The following is a 23,432-nucleotide window of genomic DNA, read 5'->3' as shown; positions in this document are numbered from 1 at the left end:
GAAAATAAATCTAGGATTGGATTCTAAAATAAAAAAGGCTGAAATTACTTTCAGCCTTTAAGCGAAACCCCTTTGGTGTGAATTTCCAAGGGGGTTTTTTGTATCAGACGTTTAATTAACGAGTTCCCTCGTTTTTAATTTCACTATGGTTCTTATACAATCCAGTAGCAGTAAGAGAAGGTGCTCTCACGTGGCCTGTGTATTGTGTATAAGTAGTGCTACCACTCACGATGGAAGATTGGCATTTGTCAAGCCCACCAGAACGGTTGTATCCACAAGAAGAATGGTATGCCACAGCGTAGTCATCTTCTCCTGGTAGAATTGCAGAAGGTCCAAATGCACCTTTATAACCAGGTACATGGTGGATCTGAATTCCGCCCGTATTGTTGTGATTGAATGCTCCGCGTGCAGTCGATACGATGAGTGATTTGTCCATCGCATTTCCACCAAATCCAAACGTTGCACCGTTCAGAGCAGAAGCAAGTTCCGATCCACCAGAAGCTGCAGCTAGAGCTGTCACTTTTGTTAGATTAAAACCTTTTGCAGAGGCAGTCGAACCAAGGTTAGACAACCAATACTCGATCGCATAACATCCAGCAGAGTGACAAACCACTTTGCAAGTGTTTGTTCCTTTGCAATAGTTAGTGAGTCCAGTCGCAATGTTTGTTTGAGCACGAGCCGATCCGTAAGTTCTAGGGTCAGAAGTTCCATCGTAACCGATGAAAATTTTAGATCCAGAAACGGTGCTAGTGGACGATCCCCAGTATCCGTTTACATCTGTCGTTCCCACACCGTTGTGGTTTTTGTCTGACTTACCGTGAATGAACACAGTGTAAGTTTGGGCACTGAGCGATCCTGCAAAAAGCATCGCAAGTATTGTTGTGATTGAGCTACGCATCTCTTTTTTCCTTTTCCTTTCTTTAAATGATTCCGTTTAACCTATCTCCAACCTTCGGTTTTGATTTGACCGTGGTCTAGATAAAGTCCTGTAGAAGAAACAGATGGTGCACGGTAGTGACCACTGTATTGATTGTATGTTTTGTTGGATCCAAAAGGCCAAAGACCTTCATACTGAGTGAGTGAAGATTGGCATTTGTTTAGGCCTCCTGCACGGTTGTATCCGCAAGAAGAGTGGTAAGCAACAGCGTAATCATCTTCCCCAGGAAGAATGACTGAAGCACCAAACATTCCTTTGTAACCAGGGACATGGTTTACTGCAACTCCTGCCGTGTTGTTATGATTGAAAGCACCACGTGCTGTCGTGACGATGAGTGATTTGTCCATTGCGTTTCCACCGAAACCAAAAGTGATCCCGTTGAGTGCGTTCGCAAGTTCCGATCCACCAGAAGCAGCCGCAAGTGCTGTCACTTTTGTTAAATTGAATCCTTTTGCAGAAGCCGTAGAACCGAGGTTAGACAACCAATACTCAATAGCATAACATCCTGCGGAATGACATACGATTTTACAAGAGTTTGATCCTTTGCAATAGTTAGTGAGTCCAGTCGCAATGTTTGTTTGAGCTCGAGACGATCCGTAACTTCTAGGATCAGAAGTTCCGTCGTAACCAATGAAGATTCTTGTTCCACCCACTGAGTTTACCGAGGAACCCCAGTAGCTGTTTACGTCTGTCGTGCCTACGCCGTTATGGTTTTTGTCCGATTTTCCATGAATGAAGACTGTGTATGTTTGCGCGCTTAGGGATCCCGCTAAGAGAAAGGCTGTAATAGTGGCTAATATGGTTCGCATTTGGTTTTCCTGTTTCCGAAGGTATGTTCTCTTTGTTTTATAAGTTTGGCAAAAGATTGACAAGAAATTTTTTTCCAAATTTAGACAAATTTTTAACATAATTTTGCCATTGTCAGGGATTCTCTGACAATCTTTAGGATTGGGTCCTAGGATTTTGCTAGGGGGATGTGGATGGAGAAGAGGGTTTTCCCTGGTTGGCTTTCGACTTGGATGGTTCCGTTGTGGTTCTGAATGATTTTTTGAACAATGGAAAGGCCAAGACCGGTTCCCATACCTAACTCTTTCGTAGTGAAAAATGGCTCAAAAATGCGGGGAAGAATGTCTTCGGGGATCCCTTTCCCGTTGTCTTCAATGGTGATGAGGGCTTCGGTTTCTTCTTCTTTCAGATAAATTCGGATTTTCCCTCCCTCTTTGGGACAGGCTTGGATGGAATTGTAAATGAGGTTGGTCCATACTTGGACTAGTTCGTCTGCATGGCCGAAGATCACCGGATCCCCGCTTACCTTCCATTCGATTTCGATGTTTAGTTTCCAACTAGTAGAATACATAGAAAGAACGGAATCGATTCCTTCCTTGAGAGAGAGGAGTTTTTGAGATTCTTTCGGACCGGAGTAAGAATGGTGTTTGAGGGCAAAAACAATTTTTGAGGCTCGTTCCACTGCCGTTTCAATAATTCCCAAATGAAATCCAATGACAAAGTCATTGAGGAGGGATTGGAAAATAGTCCTTCCTTCTTCAGTATCAAAAAGAGTTTGGTATTCTTCGGGAACGGTCTCGATGTTAAAATCAAAACAGGTATCCGCAAGAGAAATGGGATCAGGAATTGATTTTAATTTGAAGAAGGCAATGAGTTCTTTTTTTCTTTTAAACCGAGAAGTCACTTCGGAACGTTTTTTATTTTTGAATTCTGCGATGAACTTTTCGGCTATAAAAAAAATTTCTGTTTTGTCGGGATTGGATACATTGGATTGTCCATCTTTGATAAATTGAATGCTTCCTTTAATGGCTGCTAGTGGGTTATTGATTTCGTGAGCGACACTAGCGGCGATTTTCCCAAGTGTGGACATTCTTTCCGCTTGTAGAAGTTGTTCTTGAGTTTCTCTTAATTCTAAAATGGTTTGGTTTAATGATTCGGTTCGTTCTTCAATTTTTTGTTCCAATTGCAGTCTTGCATCCCGAACAATTGATATCATTTCATTGAAGCTATTCGATAATTCTCCGATCTCATCTCTGCTTGATACTTTGACAGTAACAAACAAATCACCGGAATGCATTTTCCGAATTCCTGCAAGTAACCTTGTTAATGGGTAAACAATACTAGTTTTATGTAATACCGGATATAACATAAAGATTGTAAATAGGGAAAATAATAATGTTACAATAAGCCAAACTACAGTTTGGTGGACTATGTTTCTGTATTCAATATAAGGGATGGCGATGAAGAAATGATGGTTTTTTGCATAAAAATCAGATGTCCAATAAATTCCGTTTGGTTCATCGGAAAACGATTCTACTTTAAAGGATTCGAAAGTTGCAGGCCGATTTTGAATTTGTTTTATATTTTCTTTTTTAAAATTAATTTTGTTAATCCTAAAATTTTGATCCTGAATATCGATAACCAGTTCGGATAGGTATACAAATGGATAAGTAGATCCTAGTTCAAACTGAGTTTTTATGCTATGTTTTTCGCGACTCATCTCATTTTGAAAATCTACTCGAAATCGATTGAAGAGAAAGTTTGCTACGATCGAAAGTATTAAATATAAAACAGTTAAGTTGAATGTCATAATTTTGAATCCAACAGTGGAAGGAATAGTCTCTTGGTTTAGTGACACTAACACAAGAATTGTCATAATAATGATTGTTAGGTTGGTTAACAAAAATAAGAAGGTTGGCTTGCTAAAGTAATTTAGGTCTACTAAGATATCAGCAAATGCCATCGAAAGGATCCCTAGAATGGCTAAAAGAAATCCTCCTGTATTTCTTCTTTTTGAACCTTGAAACCGAAGGAACTTTGCTGTAAGTGCTGCAATCGTATTCCCTAGAATTAAACACAAGACCCCTGCGATTGAGATAATGGAAAGTTGGACAATCATTGAGGGAGAATTTTGATCCGGAACGTAAAATTCCATTTTTGGATCAAAATGGATCTCTCTAAAAAAGAATCCGATTCCATTGGCAATGGTAGCAAGGGTTGCAAGAAGGATGTGGATGCGAAGGCTCCACAGTTTCCACCTAGGAAAACTATTTTCCTGAAAACCAAAAGCAAGGTGGGATGAGGCGACTCCCAAAACCAAAATGACAGGATTTTTTAAAAATACAAATACGTAGGCAGTCCAAGGTGCCACAAAAGAATTACAAATCGACCAAGCCACAGACCAGAAAAAAAGACAGAATAGGGGGATGAGGAGGCCACGAAAGGTAGGAGTTAAGTCCTCCTTACGAGACATAAAATAGACAAAGGCAATCCCACTCACCAAACAGAGCCCAAAATAGAAGAAACTATATAGATTCAGTAAGGGAGCCAAGCAATCCAGATATCCCTGATGTTTGACTTTAGGCAAGCATTTCGTTTTTCTGGGACGGTTTTCTTGGTGCGATGCACAAAATAGGACTTGCCCGCCAGAGTCTCGGGGAAATCATGGACTTATTGTGCGATGCACAAAGGAAAATCTCCTACAAGAGGACCCAATGCGAAAAAGAAACTCACTTACCCAAATCCTGGGAACCAGCTTTCTGGTTCTTGTTTTTCTAACGGAATCTTATGGAAAGATTAGTTCGGCTGGCCTAAGTCTTCGAAACGAATCTTCCAAAAGAAAACTGGAAGTCTATATTGCCAAATACCGCCCCAGTCTCTCTTCTCAGGAGAGATCGGATCTTGTTTCTGCGATGGAACGAGCTTCTCTGAACTTACGACTGCCTCTCGGTAAGAAAAAGGAACGTATTGATAAATTAGGATTTTTGGTTGGCCTCGTGCATACAGAATCGCAATTTCACAAACGGGCTAAATCCCATAAAGGTGCTCTGGGCCTTATGCAAGTGATGCCGGCTACTGCAAAATGGTTGGCTGCCAAAGAAGGAATCCCTTTTTCTTCCGAAAAAGATTTATATGATCCAGAAACCAATTTGTATCTTGGTGTATTGTATTTGAATTATCTTTTGGAAAGAACTGATTCAGTGGAAGCAGCATTATTATCTTATAATGCAGGACTTGCTGGTTATAAACGATTTGGAGGCATTCCAGAGTATTCACGATCAGTGTACCGTTACTATGAAGATTGGAAATCCATGCCTGTTCCAACTCAAAGTATGATTTCTGAAACTGTTGCGAGCCTTCTTTCGATTTAAATTTTACTTTACATAGTTCCAAAACCGACAAGGCTCTTATCCGTTTTACAAAACAAAAGGATGGGAGCGTATGGATTTAATTCGTAGATACGGTGTGTATCTAGCAGTTGTTATATTGGTTGTAATTGGCCTTATCTTCTTTTTATTTAAGGATAATGCGGGTTCTGATCAAGATGCTAGAGAGAAAGCCAGACAAGAACGGATGGCAAGTAGCTCTGATCCAACGCAAGGTGATGATGGTTCTGGTACTGGTTCTGATGGATCAAGTGGGATACCAGATGATGGTGCCACTCCTGAATATATCTTAGAAAAGTATTTAGAATGGTCTGAATACCCTCCATTTTCAAGACCTATGTCTATTTTAAATCATGACTTAGCATTTCCTTTTATTATCGAAACCTCTCCTGATTATTCGATCGATCCAAAAACGAATGAACCAACAGGTTATGTATGTTTATTCCAACCAAAAACTTGGGCCGTCATCGGTAACAAAGATATGATGTATGTCACTTTGGAATGTCGTGACAAGGCAAGAAACCGCGTTAAGGTATCTATTGATTCTCACCAAGTATTTAAAGAATGGGAAGGCCAAAGGTTTGGAGTTGTCAGTGCATCAGTGAATGACAATGGAACCGATGGTGATCAAACAAGAGGAGATAATATTTTTACTTTTTCTTGGAAACCGCAAAAACCCGATTGGGGACAAATGTCTCTTGTTGCAGAGATCACTTACGGGCCAGAAAACCTAAAGACAACTTTAACCTCTAGTTTTTTTTCCAGTCCATCCATTCCTGCAGAATTCAATGGAGTGTTCTCTGATTCCTTACAAGATGGTTCCCTTATTGTGCGGGCAGTTGTGAATGTTTATAAAAAAGGAAAATACCATTTAGAGGCGAATTTAAAGGACGAAAAGAACGGTGAATACGTCGCCTATGCTGTGTATGATGGTGATTTGGTTTCTGGGTCTAACGAAGTAGAATTTACTTTTTTTGGTAAAATCCTGCGTGATAAAGATTTGGACGGACCTTATTTAGCCACATCCTTCCGTGGCCACCGTGTGAATTTGCCAATTGATCCCGAGTGGTTCAATCAAGGTGCTGAAGGTCTTCGTAAAATCCAAGCAGCTAAAACTACAGAACCAGACCGTGAGCTTGTCATTCCTTATAAGGATGAATACAAAACGAAGTATTATAAAGTGGAATCCTTCTCGAATGCAGCTTGGGATTCGGCAGATAAACAAAATCGCATTCGTCAAATTAAAACATTGCAGTAACTTATGTTAGATAAAGTAAAAAAGTTTACACGAAAGAGACCTTTTTTAAGTCTCTTTCTAATTTTTATCCTTACCCTTCCTGTCACATTACATTTTTTGTTTTGGGGACTCGTAGCCTTAAAAGCTCCAAACTACCAGGGGGAAATTGTTTCTGATAAACTTACCTCCAAGGTAACTGTGATCCGAGACGAAGCTGGGATTCCCCATATTGTCGCCGGAGATGCCAAGTCTGCCTATTTTGCATTAGGTTATACGATGGCCCAAGATCGAATTTTCCAAATGGAACTTCAAAGGCGGATTGGGAAAGGGGAACTCACTGAAATTTTTGGCGAAAAACTAATTCCCACAGATCAGTTTTTAAAGTCCCTTCTTTTGAAAAAAACAGCAGAAGAATATGCAAACCAAAAGGAACATATTTATCCCGAAGCATGGAACCAACTGGATTGGTTTTTGGAGGGTGTGAACCATTTTCTCTCCGAAGACAATTTACCAATCGAATACACAATTCTTGGGATCAAACCAAAGCCATTTGATCGAGTGGATGCCATTTCCTTCTTGTTTTATATGGGATTTTCTTTCGCAGAAGGAATCAAATCGGACAGTTTGTACACAATTATGGAATCAGAGTTAAAGGGTCGTTCTGCAAGTGAACTTTTCCCTCGTTATGACTTTGAAACAAATGCTACTATTTTGGAAACACAACCTGGTGTTCAAAGGTTGGCAAAGGCAAAAGATTTTTACTTAGAAAAACAAAGAAAAGAAATTTCATCCCCAAACAGATCCAAAATACAAGATGTAACTAACTTAAAACAACTTGTATCCTTTGTGGGTCAGCTCCAGTTACCAATTGAACCATTGGAAGGAAGTAATTCCTGGCTTGTGGGGCCAAGTCGATCGGAAAGTGGTGGCGCCGTTCTTGCTAATGACCCACATATCGCTCTATCCAATCCAGGTGCATGGTATGAAGCCTATATAGAGTATCCAGGTTATGAAAACTATGGATACTTTTTATCCATCATTCCTTTTCCCCTCATTGCACATAATAGGGAAAAGGCATGGGGGCTTACCATGTTAGAACAAGACGATGTGAATTTGTATTTGGAAACCATTGATGGGAGTAAGTTCAAATCAGGTACTGGTTGGAAGGACCTAACATATTATCGTGATCCTATTCGCAGGAAAGATGGAACAGAAATTCCTTTTGAAGTCGGAATCACAAATCATGGTCCTCTCATCACAGAACATATCACAGGATTTAAAGGTCGTCCCGTTAGTTTGTATTGGGCCCACCACCATTTACAAAATCCACTCCTTGATGTTTTATTTCAAATGGGGAAGTCAAAATCTTTTACAGAGCTAGATTCCGCATCTTCTATGATTGGGGCACCTGGTCTTAATTTTAGTTATGCAGATAAAAATGGAAACATTGCCTACTATGCTGTAGGAAGATTTCCGATTTTAAAATCCGGCAATTCTCGTAAAATTTTAGAAGGTTCCACTGGGGAAAACGATGTGATTGGTTATGTTCCTGCAAAGAACAATCCAAAGATCATCAATCCTAAAAATGGAATCATTGTGACGGCCAATAACCAAGTAACAAATAAAGCTCTCCCGGGGCTTGGAAAACCTGAAGGAAACTGGCAACCACCAGATCGTTTTCAAAGGTTAGTTGGTATTTTGGAAACAAAAGAAAAGTGGAGTTTGGAAGAGCTTGCCGCCATTCAGAACGATACAGTATCTTCCTTTGCCCCCGAGTATTTGGATCTAATTTTATCCGCTGTTAAAGATGCAAAAACTCCAAATGGAAAAAAGGTTTTGGGGATTTTAAAAACCTGGAACTTTGAACATTTCCCAGAATCGCAAGGTGCTGCTGTATACGATGTTTTCTTTTATATCACCCTTCGTGAATTGTTGATTGATGAAATGGGAACCGCCAATTTTGAGTTATACGGAGATATAGCCGAATATTGGAACGCGTATCGTCATTTTGTGCGTAACCCGGATTCAACTTTTTGGGATGACCTAAGAACCGAAGGGATCACTGAATCTAGAGATGATATTTTGAAAAGAGCAGTTGAGGAAACAGGAAGGTATTTGGAAAATCATGTATCTGCCTCTCCAAGCCTTTGGACTTGGAAAAATCTATATAAAATCAAACATCCACATCCACTTGGCGTATTGCCTGTGATAGGTGGGATTTTTGACATTGGACCACTACCATCGGCAGGTGGGGCCGAAGTTGTGAACAACTTGAAGTATAAATTGATGAAAGAAGATTGGACAGCTTTTGCTGGACCTTCGAAGAGACGTGTCATCGATTACGGACGTTTCGAGGAGTCAGTGACTCAACTTCCCATTGGAAATAGTGGAAACCTTGCTAGTCCCTTTTATGGAAACTTGGTAGAGGAATATATCAATGGGGTTCATCGAAAGATCCTGTATTCTAAGGAGCAAGTAGGAGAAGGTAGGTTCCGTTTGGAATTTCGGCCACGGTAAATTGATAAAAAACCCCACTTCATTTAGTGGGGTTTTTCCTTTTTTTCTTCTACGAGACTATCTATTTTGGTCGATCCTTAATCCAGATGTTCCGTTCCTTTCTACTCAGTGCATTTTTTGTAACGGCAACCTTTGCCCAGTCCTCTTCGGATCGGTTGGCCTTTGCCTTTCGTAGCCAAGCTTCCCTTGACCCATTACGAATGATTGTTGTAGGTGAGGTTGTAGGAATTGAAAAAGCCAGTTATTATGAAGTGGATACTCTCTCCCAAGAACTAGAAGTGGATACAAGACCAGATACGGTCACAATTAAGGTAGCCGATCCCAAAGGAATTCGTGTCGGTCAAATTTTATATTTATTAGAAAAAAACCAAGACCACAAAACATTTCGTGATGGAAACATTGTGGGAATGATCACTGTAAAGTCCGTATACCAAACCACTTTTTTTGGATGGCAGGTTCGTGGGGAAGGATACCTTCGATTGATTGAAGATCGTCCTGTAACGGCCGCAAGGTTACTTGATACAACAAAATACGACGAAGCTTTTATGGCTAAAAAACAAGGGGATCATTATTTTGCCAAAGGCCAAATGGAAGAGGCACTTCGAATGTATAAACATTCAGTGTCACTTGACCAAGGTTCCCCTGATTCTCATTATGCTCTTGGGAAAGCTCACTGGAAGGATGGAGAAGGTTACGTTTCCACCGCATTTGAATATTCTATGGCTTGGAAAAATAGGGAACGATTTTCCAATGCGCAAGAACGCTTGTTATTCCTGGTGGATTATTTAAGGTTTTTGACTTTCTATTTCAAAGTAGAAGGTAAAGAAAATAAAAAACAGTTGGATCTTATGCCTCAAGTGGCAAAAGAAGCACGTAATCTTTATCCAAAAAATTATGAAGTTTGGTTGTATAGTTTTGAAACTTCTTTTTTAAATCTTCTTCATACAAATATGGCAGATACTGGTGTTGACGGTAGGAAAAAAAGAGATGAGTGGGCGGAACGATCTGAAGAATATTTAAAGAAAGCCTATTCAATAAGAAAATCGGACTATTACCTTCATAAGCTTGCATGTGAGTTCTATCATTTGAAATGGAAAGAAACTCGTGGTTCTGTTAAAGAAACAGAATACAGAGATAAACTTGTTGAACATGGAAAGTTGTTACGCCTTTACTATACTGGCGAAACTACATTATCAGAAGATCTATTGAATGCGATTCGATTGGCAGAAAAACAATCTGGATCTGGATCATTCTGAGAGAATTTTCATACTCTTTTCGAACAGATAAGATTCTAAATGTAACATATCGTCTGGGGCCGAACTAAAATAGTTTACCCCTAAGTGGTAATGATCCCCTTTATCTAAAAATCGAATGATTTCTCCTCTGATAATCATTGTCCTTTCTTTGTTTAATGGAATAAACATTTTAATGATATTGTGTCGTTTTAAATACTGAAACAGGCGTTTATCGTAGATTTCAAATAAAAGTCCATCAAGAGAAATATCCACGACTTTTGTTGTCGATTGCATGGTTTCGTAACTTCCATGTTGGATGGCAATTTTTGTGAATACATAACTTATGATTTCTGCTAGTTCAAAAATATAAACGGCTTGGTTTTGTGAGATGGTAAAGCGTTCCATCGCAGTCGAATAGACTTTGATAAACCCAACAACATCCTCATACAACCGAATTGGGGTGATCACATAAGAAACATAAAAGTCACGAGACTCGTGTTTACGCATGGATTCAAAAAATTCCAAAGCGAATTCTTCTCCAAATTCTTTTGCCATTTCTTTGTGTTCGTTAAGGTAGTTAAAGAGGACATCGTCCCCAGGATCATTGATATAAGATGTAATACGATTGCAATCCGGAATATAAATGGATTTACCAGTACGAAGGATGGTTTTTTTTACAAAGTCTTCATATTCATTCAGTTTTTCTTCTGGTTCGAAAAAATGAATTTCGTAGTCTTTTGAAATCCTTTCGATAGCTTCCGTTAACATTACGTTAATGAGTTTGCTATCGGGGCGATCCTTTCGCACTTCCTTCATTAGGTGAGGAAACCGGCTTTCCGCATAGAGGTTTTTTCCTACTTCGCGAGATCCACCTGTCAAACTTCGAAATAAAATAATGAAGTTCATAAACAAATCGTCTACTGGGATCCGTTTGTTTGTCCTGAGTTGGTAAGACTGTAACTCAGTCGGAGTTTTTATTACGATTTTTTCTTTTTGGATATCAAGAATCACTACCTCAAATTGGTAGTTGATATTCATCACTTCAAATCGAACTCTAGCTCGCCTCGATCCTTGTTCTACTAAATCGGGAATCATTAAGGTGACTGTATGGGATTCAATTTCTTCCACAGCAGCGACAAGAGTGTCTTCTTCGTAGATAAATTCAAATTCTCTGTTATCGGCCTTCAGGTAGTAAAAGAGGTGTTTTACAATATTGACATCTGACCCAATGATAGTTTCTTCAAATAACGATTCTAAGATCGTTATGAGTTCCTGCATCGAATCTGTTCTGCCGATCGCCATACTAAAATTATCGATTTCTTTGAGGCTAAAATCGATTTTCAAGTGAGGAAAATGTGCTAGGAAACTACAGAATTCGCCGAAATGGGAAGTATATGGAACTAACTCTCCCAAAACAAGTCAATCCTGAACTTATGCCAATGATCCGACAAGGGCTTCTCAGTCCGGAGAAATTAGCTATCCTAACCGAATTGTTTGTCATTGTAGAACGATTCGCGGGTTCGTTATATACAGATGAGGAAACCCAAAAGAAAATTTTGGAACGCACAGGATCAGTTCCTGACCTCATCACTTGGGGAGATTATTTTCAAACCGAAGTGGCCTCACGTTATTTTTTAGAATCGGAAGAGTCACTCCAAAGAATTGTGGATACCATCCGATTTGACCTAATCTCTGCTCATTTGATCTTTAGTGGAAAACCGGACCATTACAAAGACAAAATTAGAGCAGAAGCTTTAGTAAGCAAAGGGATCGATGCGGCTCTTCCCAATGAAAATTTGGAAACCCAACACCTAGAAATTCTACTCAATTACTTTGAAAATATGGAGATCGGGAATAAACCTTTATCTTTACAAGATAAAGCCTGGTACGAATCCTTTCAGATAGATGAAATCGCGATTTGAATCCAAAGAGTATGAATTCCTAGAAATTGAATCCCGTGAAACCGAAGATGGAAAAATCGTTTCCATCTTCTTAAACAATCCTACCTCTCGCAATTCCATGACTTGGAAAATGGGGGAAGAGTTCGCAGACCTAATCCATTCCATTAAAAAAGAAAAAGTCCTACCTCGAGCTGTAATCATCTCTGGCCGTAACGATGTATTTTGTGCTGGCGGAGACTTAAATTTATTACGATCCTTTTCTGAAAAAACATTTTCGCAAAACAGACGTGATATGAGAAAGTTTTACGGTTTCTTTTTATCTGTTCGTAAACTTCCCGTTCCTGTCATTGCTGCAGTCAATGGACATGCCATTGGTGCTGGTTTATCCCTAACCTTTGGTTGTGATCTGAGAATTTTTGCAGAGGAAGGAAAGTACTCCTTTAATTTTGTACGACTTGGGATCCATCCAGGTATGGGTTCTAGTTTTTTATCTCCTGAACTACTCGGAAAAAGTTTAGGAGGTAGGTTGTTACTCACGGGAGAAACGTTTGATGGTAAGTTTGCAAAAACTTGTGGCCTCGCTCTTGACAGTGTTCCCAAATCAGAAGTGTATTCTCGTGCAATGGACCTTGCCTTATCATTATCCAAAGCTGCGCCACTCGCCTTACAAGAGTTAAAGAAAAATTTATATTCCTGGAAACAACTCGATTCCGCGCTAAAAAAAGAAGCAGAATCGCAAGCCCGCAACTTTATTTCGGACGACTTTAAAGAGACGATAAAAAGTATCCTAGAAAAGCGGGAACCAAAGTTTACCGGCAAATGAAAAATTTAGAAGACTTCTAAATTTATGACTCGACAAGGATTTTTTAAGAGGTTAGATCAAAACTAAAATGGCCGAACTTCCTCTCAATCCTGACTGTTTTGCTTGTGATTATAAAAATCACAATGTTCTGCATTGTGCTGCACATGAAACCATAGAAAGAATCAATGAGGGTAAGGACTTTACCATTTTTCCTAGGGGAAAACACTTAGTGACTTCTGGGGTCAAAGCCGATGGTTTTTTCTTTATCAAGTCGGGTCTTGTTCGCAGTTATGTCCAACTCGCTAGCGGGAAGGAACAAACCTTACGTCTCAGTGGTCCTGGGGACTGGGTTGGATTTCGGGATTGTATATCCGATTCAATTTCTCACCATAATGTGATCGCTGTAGAAGACACCCATGCTTGTTACATCACAGGTGTCCTTATCGAAGCCTTAGTTGCCGATGATATCAACTTCCAAAAAGAAGTTTTCAGACAAATGGCAAAGGAATGGCAGGAAATGGAGGAACATGTGGTTTCTCTGGGAACCAAACAGGTTCACGAAAAATTAGCAGAAATACTGATCGTTTTGGACAATGCACAAGGTCGAAAAAACCAAGTGGAATTAAAAGTGACACGAGATGTCCTCGCTACCTTTATCGGAACCAAAACGGAAACATTGGTTCGGGCACTTTCTGACCTCAAAGCAAGGGAATTCATTTCCGTAGACAAAAACCGCATTGATATTCTGAACAGGGAAGCTTTGTATTCCCTTTCAAAAATCGCCTAATTTTTTTCCTCAGGTCTATTAAGCGTAAGCACCGGAATTCCGATGGTAGTAGTGATTGATAATCAAGGTAGGGTCTGTTGCCTGATTTTACCTTAAGTCACTCCCGGGGGGGCTTTCCGAAAGGATACCCCCTTTTTTTATTTCCCTTGTTTCTTTCCAAGCCATCTAAATTCTGGAGGTTACATGTCTAGAAATCGAGGCCAGAGTCCTAGTTTATTTGGGAATCCCATCCTTCATCCCCTGAATGTAATTCTCATAATCAATTGTCTTATTTTTTTCCTCCAATACTTTGCAAACCAACAGTTGATCTATCGATTTGGATTAACACCTGATTTCGTGTTAGGTGGAGCTGTTTGGCAAGTATTCACATATGGATTTTTACATGCGGTAGAACTGATTCCATTTCATTTACTTGTGAATATGTATGGAATGTACATGTTAGGATCCAACATCATTCCTATCATTGGAAAAACTAAATTTACGATTTTGTATTTTGCCTCCCAAATTGGTGCTGGAATTTTTGTAGTTTTGTCAGCCTATCTAAATGAAATGTTAGGTGGAAACATTCCTTTATTAGAATCTATGACCACACAAACCATCGGTGCTTCCGGTGCTCTTTTTGGACTCCTAGCTCTCTTTGGAATTTTTTATCCCAATGCGGAACTGCTTCTGTTTATTTTTCCTGTGAAGGCAAAAAATGCGGTTTGGGTTTCCTTAGTGATTGGATACTTAATCTCTCAAATTGGAAATGGAGCGATCTCTAACACCTGCCATTTGGGTGGAGCCCTTACGGCTTTGCTCCTCTACAAACTGTTTCAAAAACAAATCAAACCAGGAAGTCTTCCTTATATTCCTGGATTGGAATGGGAAGCACCTAGAGAGACCAAAATCCAGTCCAAAACCAAACCACAAGTCATTGAAGATCTTTTCCTTGATCAAAAAAAAATCAATGAAAACGTTCTCGGTCAGATTGATTCTAAAAAAGACCTGCCATCGATAATAAATTATTTACAAGGAATGCAAGTGGCAAATGCCAATATTTGTCCTCCGTCTACGTATAACACCGAGGATCCGATTTGTTTGCGTTGTGAGTGGTTAGTAAATTGCGCCTTACGAAAGGCAAAAGAATAATTTTTCGTCTAATTTCTTGACAGTCTCTTAAGATGAGGATAATGGAATCATGCCTGTAGACAAGAAATCCTCAGTGGAAGAGGTTCTCAAACGCGAAAAATTAGCAAAAGAATTCGAAAAAGAAAAACGTAGTTCGGAACAAAAAGCGATCGAACAAGCGGCCGCTAAATTGTCTGAACAGAGCCCAGAAACTAGTCCCGAAACAGCTAAAACTTCAAAATTCATTACCAATATTGATATCGCCTTTTCTCAGGCAAAAACGGACCTGCGTTTCTACTTCTTAAACGATGGAACCTATGCGGATGATTTCAAGAGGATGTTCCTAGAGAACGAACCTCTATTCAAACGGTATGGAATCACAAGCCAAAAATATTTGGAATACATTCGTGAGTCATTTGACCGTTATAAAAAAATCCATGATATGATGCCCTTGGATCCTATGAAACCCAAACACTTTAAGTATGTAGAAGATTCCATTTCGGAGCTTGTACGTATGTTCAACCAACGTTTTGGGAAATAAAAGTTTCTCTCCTTTGTTTGAAAAAATCCATAGGATTTCCCTAAAAAACTGAGAAGAATCTTTCGGGTAGTTGTTGGTTTCCATAGAGGGACTTCTTTGAAGGAACATTGGAAACGCATTCTTATCTTTTCTGTCATTGCCATGGTTTATTTTTTCTGGGTGTTTGTTGGGTATGATTTGGCCGGGGTTCTAAGCCTCGCCTCTTAAACCTCCCCACATTCTCTCTTGACACCTGGGTTTTCTACCAAACATGCTAGGAATATGGTGGAATCAAGAAAGACATCCGAAACAGACATCCGGCTCGACCTAAACGTCCGAGGCACCGGGGTTTACCAGTTCGATACAGAAATCCCGTTTTTTGAGCATATGCTCTCCCATATCTCCAAACATGGCCTCATTGATATGAACCTCAAACTCCGAGGAGATATTGGTATCGATTGCCACCACTCGGTGGAGGACACTGCCATCCTTATGGGACAAATGATCCACAACCAGTTAGGTGACAAAAAAGGGATCTTTCGTTATGGTCATTTTACTTTGCCCATGGATGAAGTGCTGACCACTGTTGCAGTGGATCTTGGGGGAAGGTTTTATTTTAAATACACGGGCCCACCTTTGGATGGGAAATTCGGAATTTACGATGCAGAACTGACACTCGAGTTCCTTCAAAAATTTGCTCTGAATGCCAAGATGAATTTACACGTAGTGGTTCACTATGGAGAAAACCGCCACCACATCCACGAGTCCATTTTTAAGGGACTAGGTAAGGCATTACGCCAAGCGATTGCCATTGATGCTGCTGCCAGTGATCAAATCCCGTCTACCAAAGGTATGTTGGAGTGATTGCAGTTTTAGATTTTGGAATGGGGAATATCCATTCCTTACTCAAGGCTGTTTCTTTATACACAAGTGATTTTCAATTTACAAGTGATATCGAAACAGTTAAAAAAGCAGATAAAATCATATTGCCGGGCGACGGACATTTTGATAAAGCAATGCAAAATTTAAACGAAGCAGGATTCTCATCTGTTTTAAAAGAACATGTAGAAGCTAAAAAATCACTTCTTGGGATTTGTATCGGATATCAAGTGTTATTTGAAGATTCAGATGAGACATCCAAAACAGGAACCACCATTCCCGGTTTAGGACTCATTCGTGGTAAAATTAGAAAGTTTGAAGGAAAACAAAATCTAAAAGTTCCGCACATGGGTTGGAACAAACTTTTTGATATCAAAGCAAAAAATACAAAATTACTCAAAGGAATTCCTAACGAATCTTTTATGTATTTTATCCATTCTTACCGGCCCGTTGGTGTAGATAGAATGGATATCACAGCTAACTGTCATTATTATGGAGAGTCTTTTCCTGCTGTTGTGGAAAAAGAAACTGTGTTTGGAACCCAGTTCCATCCAGAAAAATCAGATACAACGGGACTCGGAATCCTTAAAAATTTTATAGAACTTTAATATGTTAGTATTACCTGCGATTGATCTTTTAGATAACGAAGCCGTACGTTTACTCCAGGGCGATTATTCCAAAAAAACTGTGTATTCTTCTGAACCGGAAAAAATGATCCAAGTGTTTGAAGAACAAGGTGCCACTCTCATCCACATTGTGGATTTAAACGCAGCCAAAACCGGAAAGTCAGAAAATGAAAAAGCAATCCGTAAAATCAAAGACAATTGTTCCGTAGAATTAGAATTAGGCGGTGGGATTCGTTCTCTTGAAAATATGAAATTTTATGATGGGTTAGGGGTAACTCGATTCATTTTAGGAACTGTTGCTGTCGAAGACCCAAAAGTTGTAGAAGAGGGTTTAAAAATTTTTGGCCAGGATCGCATCGTGATTGGTGTGGATGCCAAAGACGGATTGGTTCGAACCAAAGGTTGGGAGACCAATTCTGGAATTAAATATACTGAATTTTTAAAAACTATGTATGGAATGGGAATCCGCCATGTGATCTTTACAGACATATCAAAAGATGGAATGATGGCGGGACCAAACACTGCGGTGTATTTGGAGTTGTTATCCTTATTCCCCGATTTGCAACTTGTCGCTTCGGGTGGGGTCTCTTCAACGCAGGATTTAGTGGATTTGTATGAAGCTTCTAAAGGAAAACTCTTTGGAGCTATTACTGGAAAAGCCATTTATGAAGGAAAATTGGACCTAAAAGAAAGTATCAGGATTCTAAGTAAGAAGAGGAATGAAAATTGATGAATCGTAAGAATTTAGCATTAGCAGGAGTGATCGGTGGAGTCATTGGACTCATTGTCTCTTTCCTATTGGCAATCGAATACTTTGGCGTTGGAACCGAAAACATAGCCAATTCCGCATGCTCCGCGTTAGGTGGTGGTGACTCTTGTTTAAAGGTAGCAGAGAGTGCTTATTCGGCAATTCCTGGAGTTCCTTTTTTAGGGAACGTACCCATTGCCTTACTTGGATTTGGTTTTTATGGATTGTTAGCTTATTCTTTCTTTTTGGTGACCAGAGCCAAATCAAACGAAGAAGTTTCTAAGTTCATTTCTCTCCTGTTTCCAGTTTTAGTTTTGGGATTGATTCTTGACTTGGTTCTCTTTGGAATTTCGGTGGGTATCATCGGAACCATTTGCCAACTTTGTTTTGTTACTTATATTGTAACAATAGCTTTACTTGGTATTTTGTTTTTACTTTGGAAAACAGAAGGAAAACCAAAACTTAATTTCCCTGTGGCAATCAAAGAAGGGATCACAACTTTAGGTCTCGTTTATTTTTTTAGTTTTTCGTTGGGATATGCATCAAGCAAAATGTGGGTCAGCGGATCTAATTCCAATACCTTAGCAACTTCAAGAGGAATGGACTCAAAAGAAATCCAATCTAAAATTGCTGTATATTTTCAAGAACCAACTCTCGGAATCCAAGTGGCAGGTTCCCCTTTTATTGGTAAAAAGGATGCACCTATAACTATTGTTAAGTATGCAGACTACAACTGCGGTCATTGTTTGCATACAAGCCATATCTTACATACGGTGCTTTCCGAATATGATGGAATGGTTCGAGTGGTTTATAAAAACTTCCCATTAGATGGAACTTGTAACCGTCTGATGCAACAACCAAGACCTGATGCCTCTTCCTGCGTCGCTGCCATTGCTGCTATTTGTGCTGACAAACAAGGAAAGTTCGAACCTATGTATCGTGGACTTTATGATAACTTAGAAAAAGGTGTGGCTCACTCTGGATCTAGTGTAGTGAATTTAGCAAATTCGATAGGACTTAATGTGAATTCATTGAAGGCATGTATGGCATCCAAAGAAGCACAAAACCAATTGAATTCTGAAATTGATGAAGCAGAAAAGTTAAATATTCAATCCACTCCTTCCCTTTATGTCAATGATAGAAAGATTGAAAGTGGAACTCCAAATCCAATTTTTCTAAAAACACTCCTCGAACAAATCATCCAAAAAATGTAATTTGAATTTATCACCTACTTAGAAGTAGGTGATAAACGGACCGGTCCTTCTGGTATTCCAGAAGGATTTCCCACTCTATCGATCTCCCAAGAATCCAAAACATTTTTATCTTTCGTGTGTAATGCTGGCCTTAGGCTCAAAATAGAACTACCTTTTTTGTATAAAGACCGTCTGCCATAAAACCAACCACTGGTTTCTTCTGAATGAGCGTTTTTACCATACTTCCCACCCATTTCAAAACTTTGTTTTAAGTCATTGGCAAGTTTTGAAAACATAATTGGATCCATAGAAATTCCATGGTCGGGCCCTTCTAGGTTTCGATCCAAAGTGAAGTGTTTTTCAAAAACAACGGCTCCTAAAGCACAAGCAGCAGAAGAAGCCATAGTTCCATCGGAATGGTCACTAAATCCTACCACATAATCAGTTGTATCTAAATAGAAAGGAATGGACTGAAGGTTTACTTTGTTTAAGGGAGTGGGATACATGGACACACAATGGAGTAAACAAACTTCCGTTTGGTTATTTTGAAAAAATGAAATAGCTCTCGTCACTTCTTCGGGTAAAGCAGCCCCTGTGGATACGATTAGTGGTTTTCCTGATTGGACTGATTTTTTAAGTAAGGGTAGGTTGACAATATCACCAGATGCTATTTTTAGAATAGGAACATTCAGTCCACATAACAGATCTACTGCGGATTCACAAAGAGGAGTGGAAAAAAAGTCGAGTCCTAAATCAAGAGCAGTCTTTTGCAATTCTAGGTGTTCGGTTTCATTCAATTCATAAGTTTTAAATATATCAAAAAGAAACTTTACATCGGGATTCGACTCATCGATAAACTCTTCGGTTCGGTAGGTTTGGAATTTGACCGCATGGGCTCCGGACTCTTTGGCTTTTGCGATCGTTCGTTTTCCAATTTCCATGTCGGCATTATGGTTTAGGCCGATTTCTGCTACCAGATATGGTTCTGATTTTCTAGTTAAAGTTTTTGTGCCAATTTTAAAATCCAAGTTGCCCTTCTTTCCTTCATTGTCGGCAAATTAAGAAAATCCTAAAATTTTTCCCAATTGGAAAATTAGAAACGAGGCGGTAATGGCAAGAGTTGTCATATATAAAAATTGTACGATCGGCCAAAATATAGTCCCTGTTTCTTTTTTGGTAACAGCAAGGGTGGACATACATTGGCTCGCAAAGGCAAAAAATACTAGAAGAGAAAGACCAGAAAGTGGCGTCCAAACGAGAGTTCCATCTGCTCTTGTTTCTGTACGAAGTGTGGAGCGTAATGATTCACCTTCTTCGTTTTCTTCCGATCCATATAATACCGCTAAGGTGGAGACCATCACTTCTCTGGCAGCAAAGGAAGTGATAATGGAAATCCCAATTTTCCAATCAAAACCAAGAGGTTCAATTGCAGGTTCCATAACCTTCCCGACCGTTCCAATATAAGAACTTTCTATGGGACTAGTTTTCCATTCGTTATTTTTATATTCAGCAGGGAAGTGGCTTAAAAACCAAAGAAGCACAGAAATATATAGAATGATCTGACCTGCAGTAGATAAAAATGATTTTACCTTTCCATAAACTGTATGAAATAAACTTTTTATAGAAGGAATGTTGTATCTTGGAAGTTCCATCACAAAATAGGAAGCAACTTCTTTGAATACGGTTTTGCGAAAGAGTAAAGCAAATCCAAAACTAGTGATCATTCCCAAAAAAAACATTGAGAACAAAACAAACCCCTGGATATTAAAAATTCCAAATACAGGTGGAAAACTAAATACTGTTCCCACAATTAAAATATATACCGGATACCTTGCGGAACACATCACAAGTGGTGACACCATAATCGTTGTAAAACGGTCAGATTTATTTTCGATGGTTCTTGTTCCAAGGATTGCAGGAACCGCACAGGCCGCAGAAGATAACAAAGGGATAAAGGATTTTCCAGAGAGACCAAATTTACCCATAATCCGATCCATTAAAAAACTGGCGCGGGCTAAATAACCTGACTCTTCTAATATTCCGATAAATAAAAAGAGAAGAGCAATTTGAGGAATAAAAACAATCACACTTCCCACTCCTCCAATAATTCCTTCGGCCACCAAAGATCTGAATAGACCTTCACTTAAGAAAGATTCCACAAACAATTGTAAGTTTGTGATCCCTGATTCTATGAGGTCCATAGGAAGTTCGGCAAAACTAAATAAACTTTGGAAAAGAAGTCCCATCAAAAGAAAAAAACATACAAATCCAAAAATTGGATGTAATAAAACTAAATCCAATTTTTCTTCCCAACTACCAGGAGTGGATTTCGGATATGTAATCACATCTGCCAAAACTTTTTTAATAAAGAAAGACCGATAAATCATTTCTTCTTGGTAATAAAAGGAAAAACCTTTTCCCTCTACCTCTGTTCGTAACCAGTGTTTTGTATCTTCGGGAAACTTAGAGAAATAACGTTCTTCACTTAAATGTGGATCTTTATTTATATATTTTAGAGATTGAGACAAAAAGAATTCTGCTTCGTTTGTTGTAATTCCGAGCTTTCGTTTTGCTAAGGTTAAAAAAGATTCCTCTTTCGATCCCCAAGTCCATAAACGAGTGCGTTTCTGAAAACTATTTGGGTTTTTTAATACTTCTTTTAAGGTATCAATTCCTTCACCCGATTTTGCATTTACCAAAATAAATTGGAGTCCTATCGATTTTTTTAGTTTTTCGAGATCCAATTGGATTCTTTTTTTTTCTAAAACATCTTTCATGGTAAGTACCACTATTGCAGGAACTCCCATATCAATGATTTGAAGTAAAAACTGAAGACCCCGCTCTAAGTTTAAAGCATCCAAAACATAAATGACTTGTTCTTCCGGTTTTCTAGAAAGTAAAATTTCGTAGGCAATTTTTTTATCTTCTGCAATTCCACCAAGACCGTATGTCCCTGGTAAGTCGGTGATAATCCAGTCAGAATCATCTAAGCTTAGGATGCCTTCTCTTTTTTCGACTGTGACTCCACTAAAGTTTCCGGTTTTTTGTTTGAGGCCTGTAAGTTGGTTAAAGAGAGTTGATTTTCCGCAATTGGGATTTCCAACTAAATAAATTCGTTTTTCTTTCATGTTTGTCTTAATTTAATTTCTATTGCATTCCCATCATTGATTCGTAAAGCAATGGTTGTTCCGCTCAAGGTACAAACCATTTTACCAAGTAACAATGATTTGTGTTTGAGTGTGATTACTGCACCTGGGAAAAAGCCGAGTTCTAGTAACTCAGTTAACATGGGTTTGGGAAGTAGTTTAGAATCCAAAGAAACTATCTCCGCTGTTTCTCCAATTTTTAAATCTTGTATTGTCATGTTTTTGGTTTACGAGATTGCAAATTTCTGTGAGTCGCGGAATAGGTTGATTTCAGGAGCCATGGATTTTACATAACGATCAAAGTATAACATTTGTTTCATGAGGAGAGCGAACTCTCTTGGGATTTTTAATCCATTTTTTTCGGCTATTTCCTTCATGTCATACATGATTCGATTTACCCTGGATTCGTCAAACATCTCATTGTCGGTCAAATGAACATAAACTGATTCTAATTCATTAAAAACTGAATCTAATTCTTTTGCAAGTAGCGTAGGGTTTACACCGCTATCAGTTGAATCCATTTCGACCAAACCTTGAGCCACTAATGTAGGTTCACCAATTCCAATTCCTTGGGTAAATAACATAAGTCCCTTCCAGATTTTAGGAGAGATCCTACCCACAATTCCAAAGTCAATAAAACCAATGGTTCCATCCTTTAGAATCATTAAGTTTCCTGCATGGACATCCGCATGAAAAAAACCTTGGTTGGATAAAGAAGAAAACCAAATCTCGAGTGCATCACTTAAAACCTTTCTTGGATTGTTTGTGAATTTCCGTAGACCCGCTTCGTCGGTAATGGGGACACCATAGAATCGTTCCATGGTCAAAACTTTTTTTGTGGAAAGAGTATGATAAACTCGGGGAACTCTGGCTCTAGATTCTTTCACTCGTAATAAGTATTCTTCAAACTCTTCAATATTCTTTGCTTCTTGGATAAAATCAATTTCTTGTAAAATAGAAATTTGGAATTCATCAAACATTGCAGTAAGTCCGGATTTTTTAAATTCAGGTGCAATGAACTCCAAAATTTTAGTAAGGATTCCTAAAATCTGCATATCAGTTTTTAACGTTAGGTGGACATCAGGCCTCTGGACCTTGACAACGACATCAAGACCTTCTTTGGTGACGGCCGCATGGACTTGTGCAATGGAGGCAGAGGCTAGAGGAGATTCTTCAAAACTATGGAATAACGATTCTAATTTTCCACCCAATTCCCGTTCTACGGAGGATCGTATGTCCCGGAAGGCAACGGGGCGGACAGAATCCAAACAGGCCTGCATTTCCTCTACATACTCTTTGGGAAAGAGGGAAGGGGCACTGGCTATGAACTGACCTAATTTGATGTAGGTGGCACCAAGGTTTGCAAATGCTTCTCTTAGGGTGATCGCAATGTCTCTGTGATTGGGTTGTCCTTTCGCTAGCTGGGTGAGAATCCCTATCGCCTTGGAAGTGAACACAAAACTGGAATGAGCGACTCGAAGGCTTGATTGCCAACCAAAAGAAACAAGTTCAGAAAGGGAATCCATACGCCCTAGTTTGAGACCTAAATCGGGATTGGAAACGAGAAAATCCCCTTCGCTTCTGCAATTGAAATAGAGTTGCAGGAATAGGTCTCAAACAAA

At 39.2% G+C, this 23,432-nt stretch carries 21 protein-coding genes; 13 read left to right on the top strand and 8 right to left on the bottom strand.

Going from position 1 to position 23,432, the window contains the following annotated elements:
- Nucleotides 1-115: 115 nt before the first annotated feature.
- The 3 genes from LEP1GSC203_RS15475 to LEP1GSC203_RS15465 all read right to left on the bottom strand — a co-directional run bounded on the left by LEP1GSC203_RS15475 (nt 116) and on the right by LEP1GSC203_RS15465 (nt 4,274).
- Nucleotides 116-898 (bottom strand): hypothetical protein, encoded by a 783-nt coding sequence (locus LEP1GSC203_RS15475; RefSeq protein ID WP_002975014.1) that lies wholly within the window; start codon nt 896-898, stop codon nt 116-118.
- A gap of 41 nt (nt 899-939) precedes the next feature.
- Nucleotides 940-1,746, bottom strand: coding sequence for a hypothetical protein (locus LEP1GSC203_RS15470; RefSeq protein ID WP_002975059.1), 807 nt, complete (start codon nt 1,744-1,746; stop codon nt 940-942).
- A 146-nt stretch (nt 1,747-1,892) separates the two neighbouring features.
- Entirely contained in the window at nt 1,893-4,274 is a 2,382-nt protein-coding gene (locus tag LEP1GSC203_RS15465; protein ID WP_002975102.1) for a HAMP domain-containing sensor histidine kinase, read from the bottom strand.
- A 163-nt stretch (nt 4,275-4,437) separates the two neighbouring features.
- Here LEP1GSC203_RS15465 and LEP1GSC203_RS15460 point away from each other — a divergent pair, with 163 nt between their 5' ends.
- From LEP1GSC203_RS15460 to LEP1GSC203_RS15445, 4 genes are all read left to right on the top strand, one after another.
- Nucleotides 4,438-5,094 carry a lytic transglycosylase domain-containing protein gene (locus tag LEP1GSC203_RS15460; protein WP_039938203.1) on the top strand — a complete coding sequence of 219 codons (657 nt, stop codon included), beginning with the start codon at nt 4,438-4,440 and terminating at the stop codon, nt 5,092-5,094.
- A gap of 70 nt (nt 5,095-5,164) precedes the next feature.
- Nucleotides 5,165-6,367 carry a hypothetical protein gene (locus tag LEP1GSC203_RS15455; protein WP_002975106.1) on the top strand — a complete coding sequence of 401 codons (1,203 nt, stop codon included), beginning with the start codon at nt 5,165-5,167 and terminating at the stop codon, nt 6,365-6,367.
- Nucleotides 6,368-6,370: 3 nt separating this feature from the next.
- Nucleotides 6,371-8,863: a penicillin acylase family protein gene (locus LEP1GSC203_RS15450; protein WP_002975008.1), complete on the top strand. Its 2,493-nt coding sequence runs from the start codon at nt 6,371-6,373 to the stop codon at nt 8,861-8,863.
- 86 nt (nt 8,864-8,949) lie between these two features.
- Nucleotides 8,950-10,119, top strand: coding sequence for a tetratricopeptide repeat protein (locus LEP1GSC203_RS15445; RefSeq protein ID WP_002975134.1), 1,170 nt, complete (start codon nt 8,950-8,952; stop codon nt 10,117-10,119).
- Here LEP1GSC203_RS15445 and LEP1GSC203_RS15440 read toward each other — a convergent pair.
- Entirely contained in the window at nt 10,111-11,400 is a 1,290-nt protein-coding gene (locus tag LEP1GSC203_RS15440) for a PilZ domain-containing protein (RefSeq protein ID WP_039938240.1), read from the bottom strand. The two genes, LEP1GSC203_RS15445 and LEP1GSC203_RS15440, sit on opposite strands and share 9 nt — an antisense overlap.
- Nucleotides 11,401-11,492: 92 nt before the next feature.
- Here LEP1GSC203_RS15440 and LEP1GSC203_RS15435 point away from each other — a divergent pair, with 92 nt between their 5' ends.
- From LEP1GSC203_RS15435 to LEP1GSC203_RS15395, 9 genes are all read left to right on the top strand, one after another.
- Nucleotides 11,493-12,020, top strand: a complete 528-nt coding sequence (locus tag LEP1GSC203_RS15435) for a hypothetical protein (RefSeq protein WP_002975133.1) — start codon at nt 11,493-11,495, stop codon at nt 12,018-12,020.
- Nucleotides 12,004-12,822 carry an enoyl-CoA hydratase/isomerase family protein gene (locus LEP1GSC203_RS15430; RefSeq protein WP_002975058.1) on the top strand — a complete coding sequence of 273 codons (819 nt, stop codon included), beginning with the start codon at nt 12,004-12,006 and terminating at the stop codon, nt 12,820-12,822. Before LEP1GSC203_RS15435 ends, LEP1GSC203_RS15430 begins: the two co-directional genes overlap by 17 nt.
- A gap of 67 nt (nt 12,823-12,889) precedes the next feature.
- Nucleotides 12,890-13,588 (top strand): Crp/Fnr family transcriptional regulator, encoded by a 699-nt coding sequence (locus tag LEP1GSC203_RS15425; RefSeq protein ID WP_002974989.1) that lies wholly within the window; start codon nt 12,890-12,892, stop codon nt 13,586-13,588.
- 183 nt (nt 13,589-13,771) lie between these two features.
- A complete protein-coding gene (locus tag LEP1GSC203_RS15420; RefSeq protein ID WP_002975151.1) occupies nt 13,772-14,719 on the top strand; it encodes a rhomboid family intramembrane serine protease in 948 nt (315 codons plus the stop codon).
- Between the two features lie 49 nt (nt 14,720-14,768).
- The gene (locus tag LEP1GSC203_RS15415) at nt 14,769-15,239 is read left to right on the top strand and encodes an LIC11177 family protein (protein ID WP_002975086.1); all 471 of its coding nucleotides are present in this window, start codon (nt 14,769-14,771) and stop codon (nt 15,237-15,239) included.
- Between the two features lie 261 nt (nt 15,240-15,500).
- Nucleotides 15,501-16,082 carry an imidazoleglycerol-phosphate dehydratase HisB gene (hisB, locus tag LEP1GSC203_RS15410; protein WP_039938200.1) on the top strand — a complete coding sequence of 194 codons (582 nt, stop codon included), beginning with the start codon at nt 15,501-15,503 and terminating at the stop codon, nt 16,080-16,082.
- Nucleotides 16,079-16,705 carry an imidazole glycerol phosphate synthase subunit HisH gene (gene hisH, locus LEP1GSC203_RS15405; RefSeq protein ID WP_002975172.1) on the top strand — a complete coding sequence of 209 codons (627 nt, stop codon included), beginning with the start codon at nt 16,079-16,081 and terminating at the stop codon, nt 16,703-16,705. Before hisB ends, hisH begins: the two co-directional genes overlap by 4 nt.
- A 1-nt stretch (nt 16,706) precedes the next feature.
- A complete protein-coding gene (gene hisA / locus LEP1GSC203_RS15400) occupies nt 16,707-17,453 on the top strand; it encodes a 1-(5-phosphoribosyl)-5-[(5-phosphoribosylamino)methylideneamino]imidazole-4-carboxamide isomerase (protein WP_002975042.1) in 747 nt (248 codons plus the stop codon).
- Entirely contained in the window at nt 17,453-18,685 is a 1,233-nt protein-coding gene (locus tag LEP1GSC203_RS15395) for a vitamin K epoxide reductase/DsbA family protein (protein WP_002975070.1), read from the top strand. The genes hisA and LEP1GSC203_RS15395 overlap by 1 nt, the downstream gene beginning before the upstream one ends.
- Before the next feature lie 14 nt (nt 18,686-18,699).
- On the opposite strand, the gene LEP1GSC203_RS15390 is transcribed toward LEP1GSC203_RS15395, so the two are convergent.
- The 4 genes from LEP1GSC203_RS15390 to LEP1GSC203_RS15375 are packed head-to-tail and all read right to left on the bottom strand — an operon-like array spanning nt 18,700 to nt 23,336.
- The gene (locus tag LEP1GSC203_RS15390) at nt 18,700-19,692 is read right to left on the bottom strand and encodes an N-acetylneuraminate synthase family protein (RefSeq protein WP_002975074.1); all 993 of its coding nucleotides are present in this window, start codon (nt 19,690-19,692) and stop codon (nt 18,700-18,702) included.
- Between the two features lie 30 nt (nt 19,693-19,722).
- Entirely contained in the window at nt 19,723-21,792 is a 2,070-nt protein-coding gene (feoB, locus tag LEP1GSC203_RS15385; protein WP_002975002.1) for a ferrous iron transport protein B, read from the bottom strand.
- Nucleotides 21,789-22,028, bottom strand: a complete 240-nt coding sequence (locus tag LEP1GSC203_RS15380) for a FeoA family protein (RefSeq protein WP_002975062.1) — start codon at nt 22,026-22,028, stop codon at nt 21,789-21,791. The genes feoB and LEP1GSC203_RS15380 overlap by 4 nt, the downstream gene beginning before the upstream one ends.
- Nucleotides 22,029-22,037: 9 nt before the next feature.
- Nucleotides 22,038-23,336: an ABC1 kinase family protein gene (locus LEP1GSC203_RS15375; protein WP_002975031.1), complete on the bottom strand. Its 1,299-nt coding sequence runs from the start codon at nt 23,334-23,336 to the stop codon at nt 22,038-22,040.
- Between the last annotated feature and the right edge of the window lie 96 nt (nt 23,337-23,432).

The sequence above is a fragment of the Leptospira terpstrae serovar Hualin str. LT 11-33 = ATCC 700639 genome, from assembly GCF_000332495.1.
GTDB classification, from domain to species: Bacteria; Spirochaetota; Leptospiria; order Leptospirales; family Leptospiraceae; genus Leptospira_A; species Leptospira_A terpstrae.
This window is presented reverse-complemented; position numbering and strand designations above follow the sequence as displayed.

Excerpts from the sequence above, each read along its gene's own strand:
- LEP1GSC203_RS15475 (WP_002975014.1), bottom strand. The coding sequence starts at position 898 with ATGCGTAGCTCAATCACAACAATACTTGCGATGCTTTTTGCAGGATCG.
- LEP1GSC203_RS15455 (WP_002975106.1), top strand. The coding sequence starts at position 5,165 with ATGGATTTAATTCGTAGATACGGTGTGTATCTAGCAGTTGTTATATTG.
- LEP1GSC203_RS15450 (WP_002975008.1), top strand. The coding sequence starts at position 6,371 with ATGTTAGATAAAGTAAAAAAGTTTACACGAAAGAGACCTTTTTTAAGT.
- LEP1GSC203_RS15425 (WP_002974989.1), top strand. The coding sequence starts at position 12,890 with ATGGCCGAACTTCCTCTCAATCCTGACTGTTTTGCTTGTGATTATAAA.
- LEP1GSC203_RS15470 (WP_002975059.1), bottom strand. The coding sequence starts at position 1,746 with ATGCGAACCATATTAGCCACTATTACAGCCTTTCTCTTAGCGGGATCC.
- LEP1GSC203_RS15445 (WP_002975134.1), top strand. The coding sequence starts at position 8,950 with ATGTTCCGTTCCTTTCTACTCAGTGCATTTTTTGTAACGGCAACCTTT.
- hisB (WP_039938200.1), top strand. The coding sequence starts at position 15,501 with ATGGTGGAATCAAGAAAGACATCCGAAACAGACATCCGGCTCGACCTA.
- LEP1GSC203_RS15415 (WP_002975086.1), top strand. The coding sequence starts at position 14,769 with ATGCCTGTAGACAAGAAATCCTCAGTGGAAGAGGTTCTCAAACGCGAA.
- LEP1GSC203_RS15420 (WP_002975151.1), top strand. The coding sequence starts at position 13,772 with ATGTCTAGAAATCGAGGCCAGAGTCCTAGTTTATTTGGGAATCCCATC.
- LEP1GSC203_RS15375 (WP_002975031.1), bottom strand. The coding sequence starts at position 23,336 with ATGGATTCCCTTTCTGAACTTGTTTCTTTTGGTTGGCAATCAAGCCTT.
- LEP1GSC203_RS15430 (WP_002975058.1), top strand. The coding sequence starts at position 12,004 with ATGAAATCGCGATTTGAATCCAAAGAGTATGAATTCCTAGAAATTGAA.
- feoB (WP_002975002.1), bottom strand. The coding sequence starts at position 21,792 with ATGAAAGAAAAACGAATTTATTTAGTTGGAAATCCCAATTGCGGAAAA.
- hisA (WP_002975042.1), top strand. The coding sequence starts at position 16,707 with ATGTTAGTATTACCTGCGATTGATCTTTTAGATAACGAAGCCGTACGT.
- LEP1GSC203_RS15395 (WP_002975070.1), top strand. The coding sequence starts at position 17,453 with ATGAATCGTAAGAATTTAGCATTAGCAGGAGTGATCGGTGGAGTCATT.
- LEP1GSC203_RS15440 (WP_039938240.1), bottom strand. The coding sequence starts at position 11,400 with ATGGCGATCGGCAGAACAGATTCGATGCAGGAACTCATAACGATCTTA.
- LEP1GSC203_RS15435 (WP_002975133.1), top strand. The coding sequence starts at position 11,493 with ATGGAACTAACTCTCCCAAAACAAGTCAATCCTGAACTTATGCCAATG.
- LEP1GSC203_RS15460 (WP_039938203.1), top strand. The coding sequence starts at position 4,438 with ATGCGAAAAAGAAACTCACTTACCCAAATCCTGGGAACCAGCTTTCTG.
- LEP1GSC203_RS15380 (WP_002975062.1), bottom strand. The coding sequence starts at position 22,028 with ATGACAATACAAGATTTAAAAATTGGAGAAACAGCGGAGATAGTTTCT.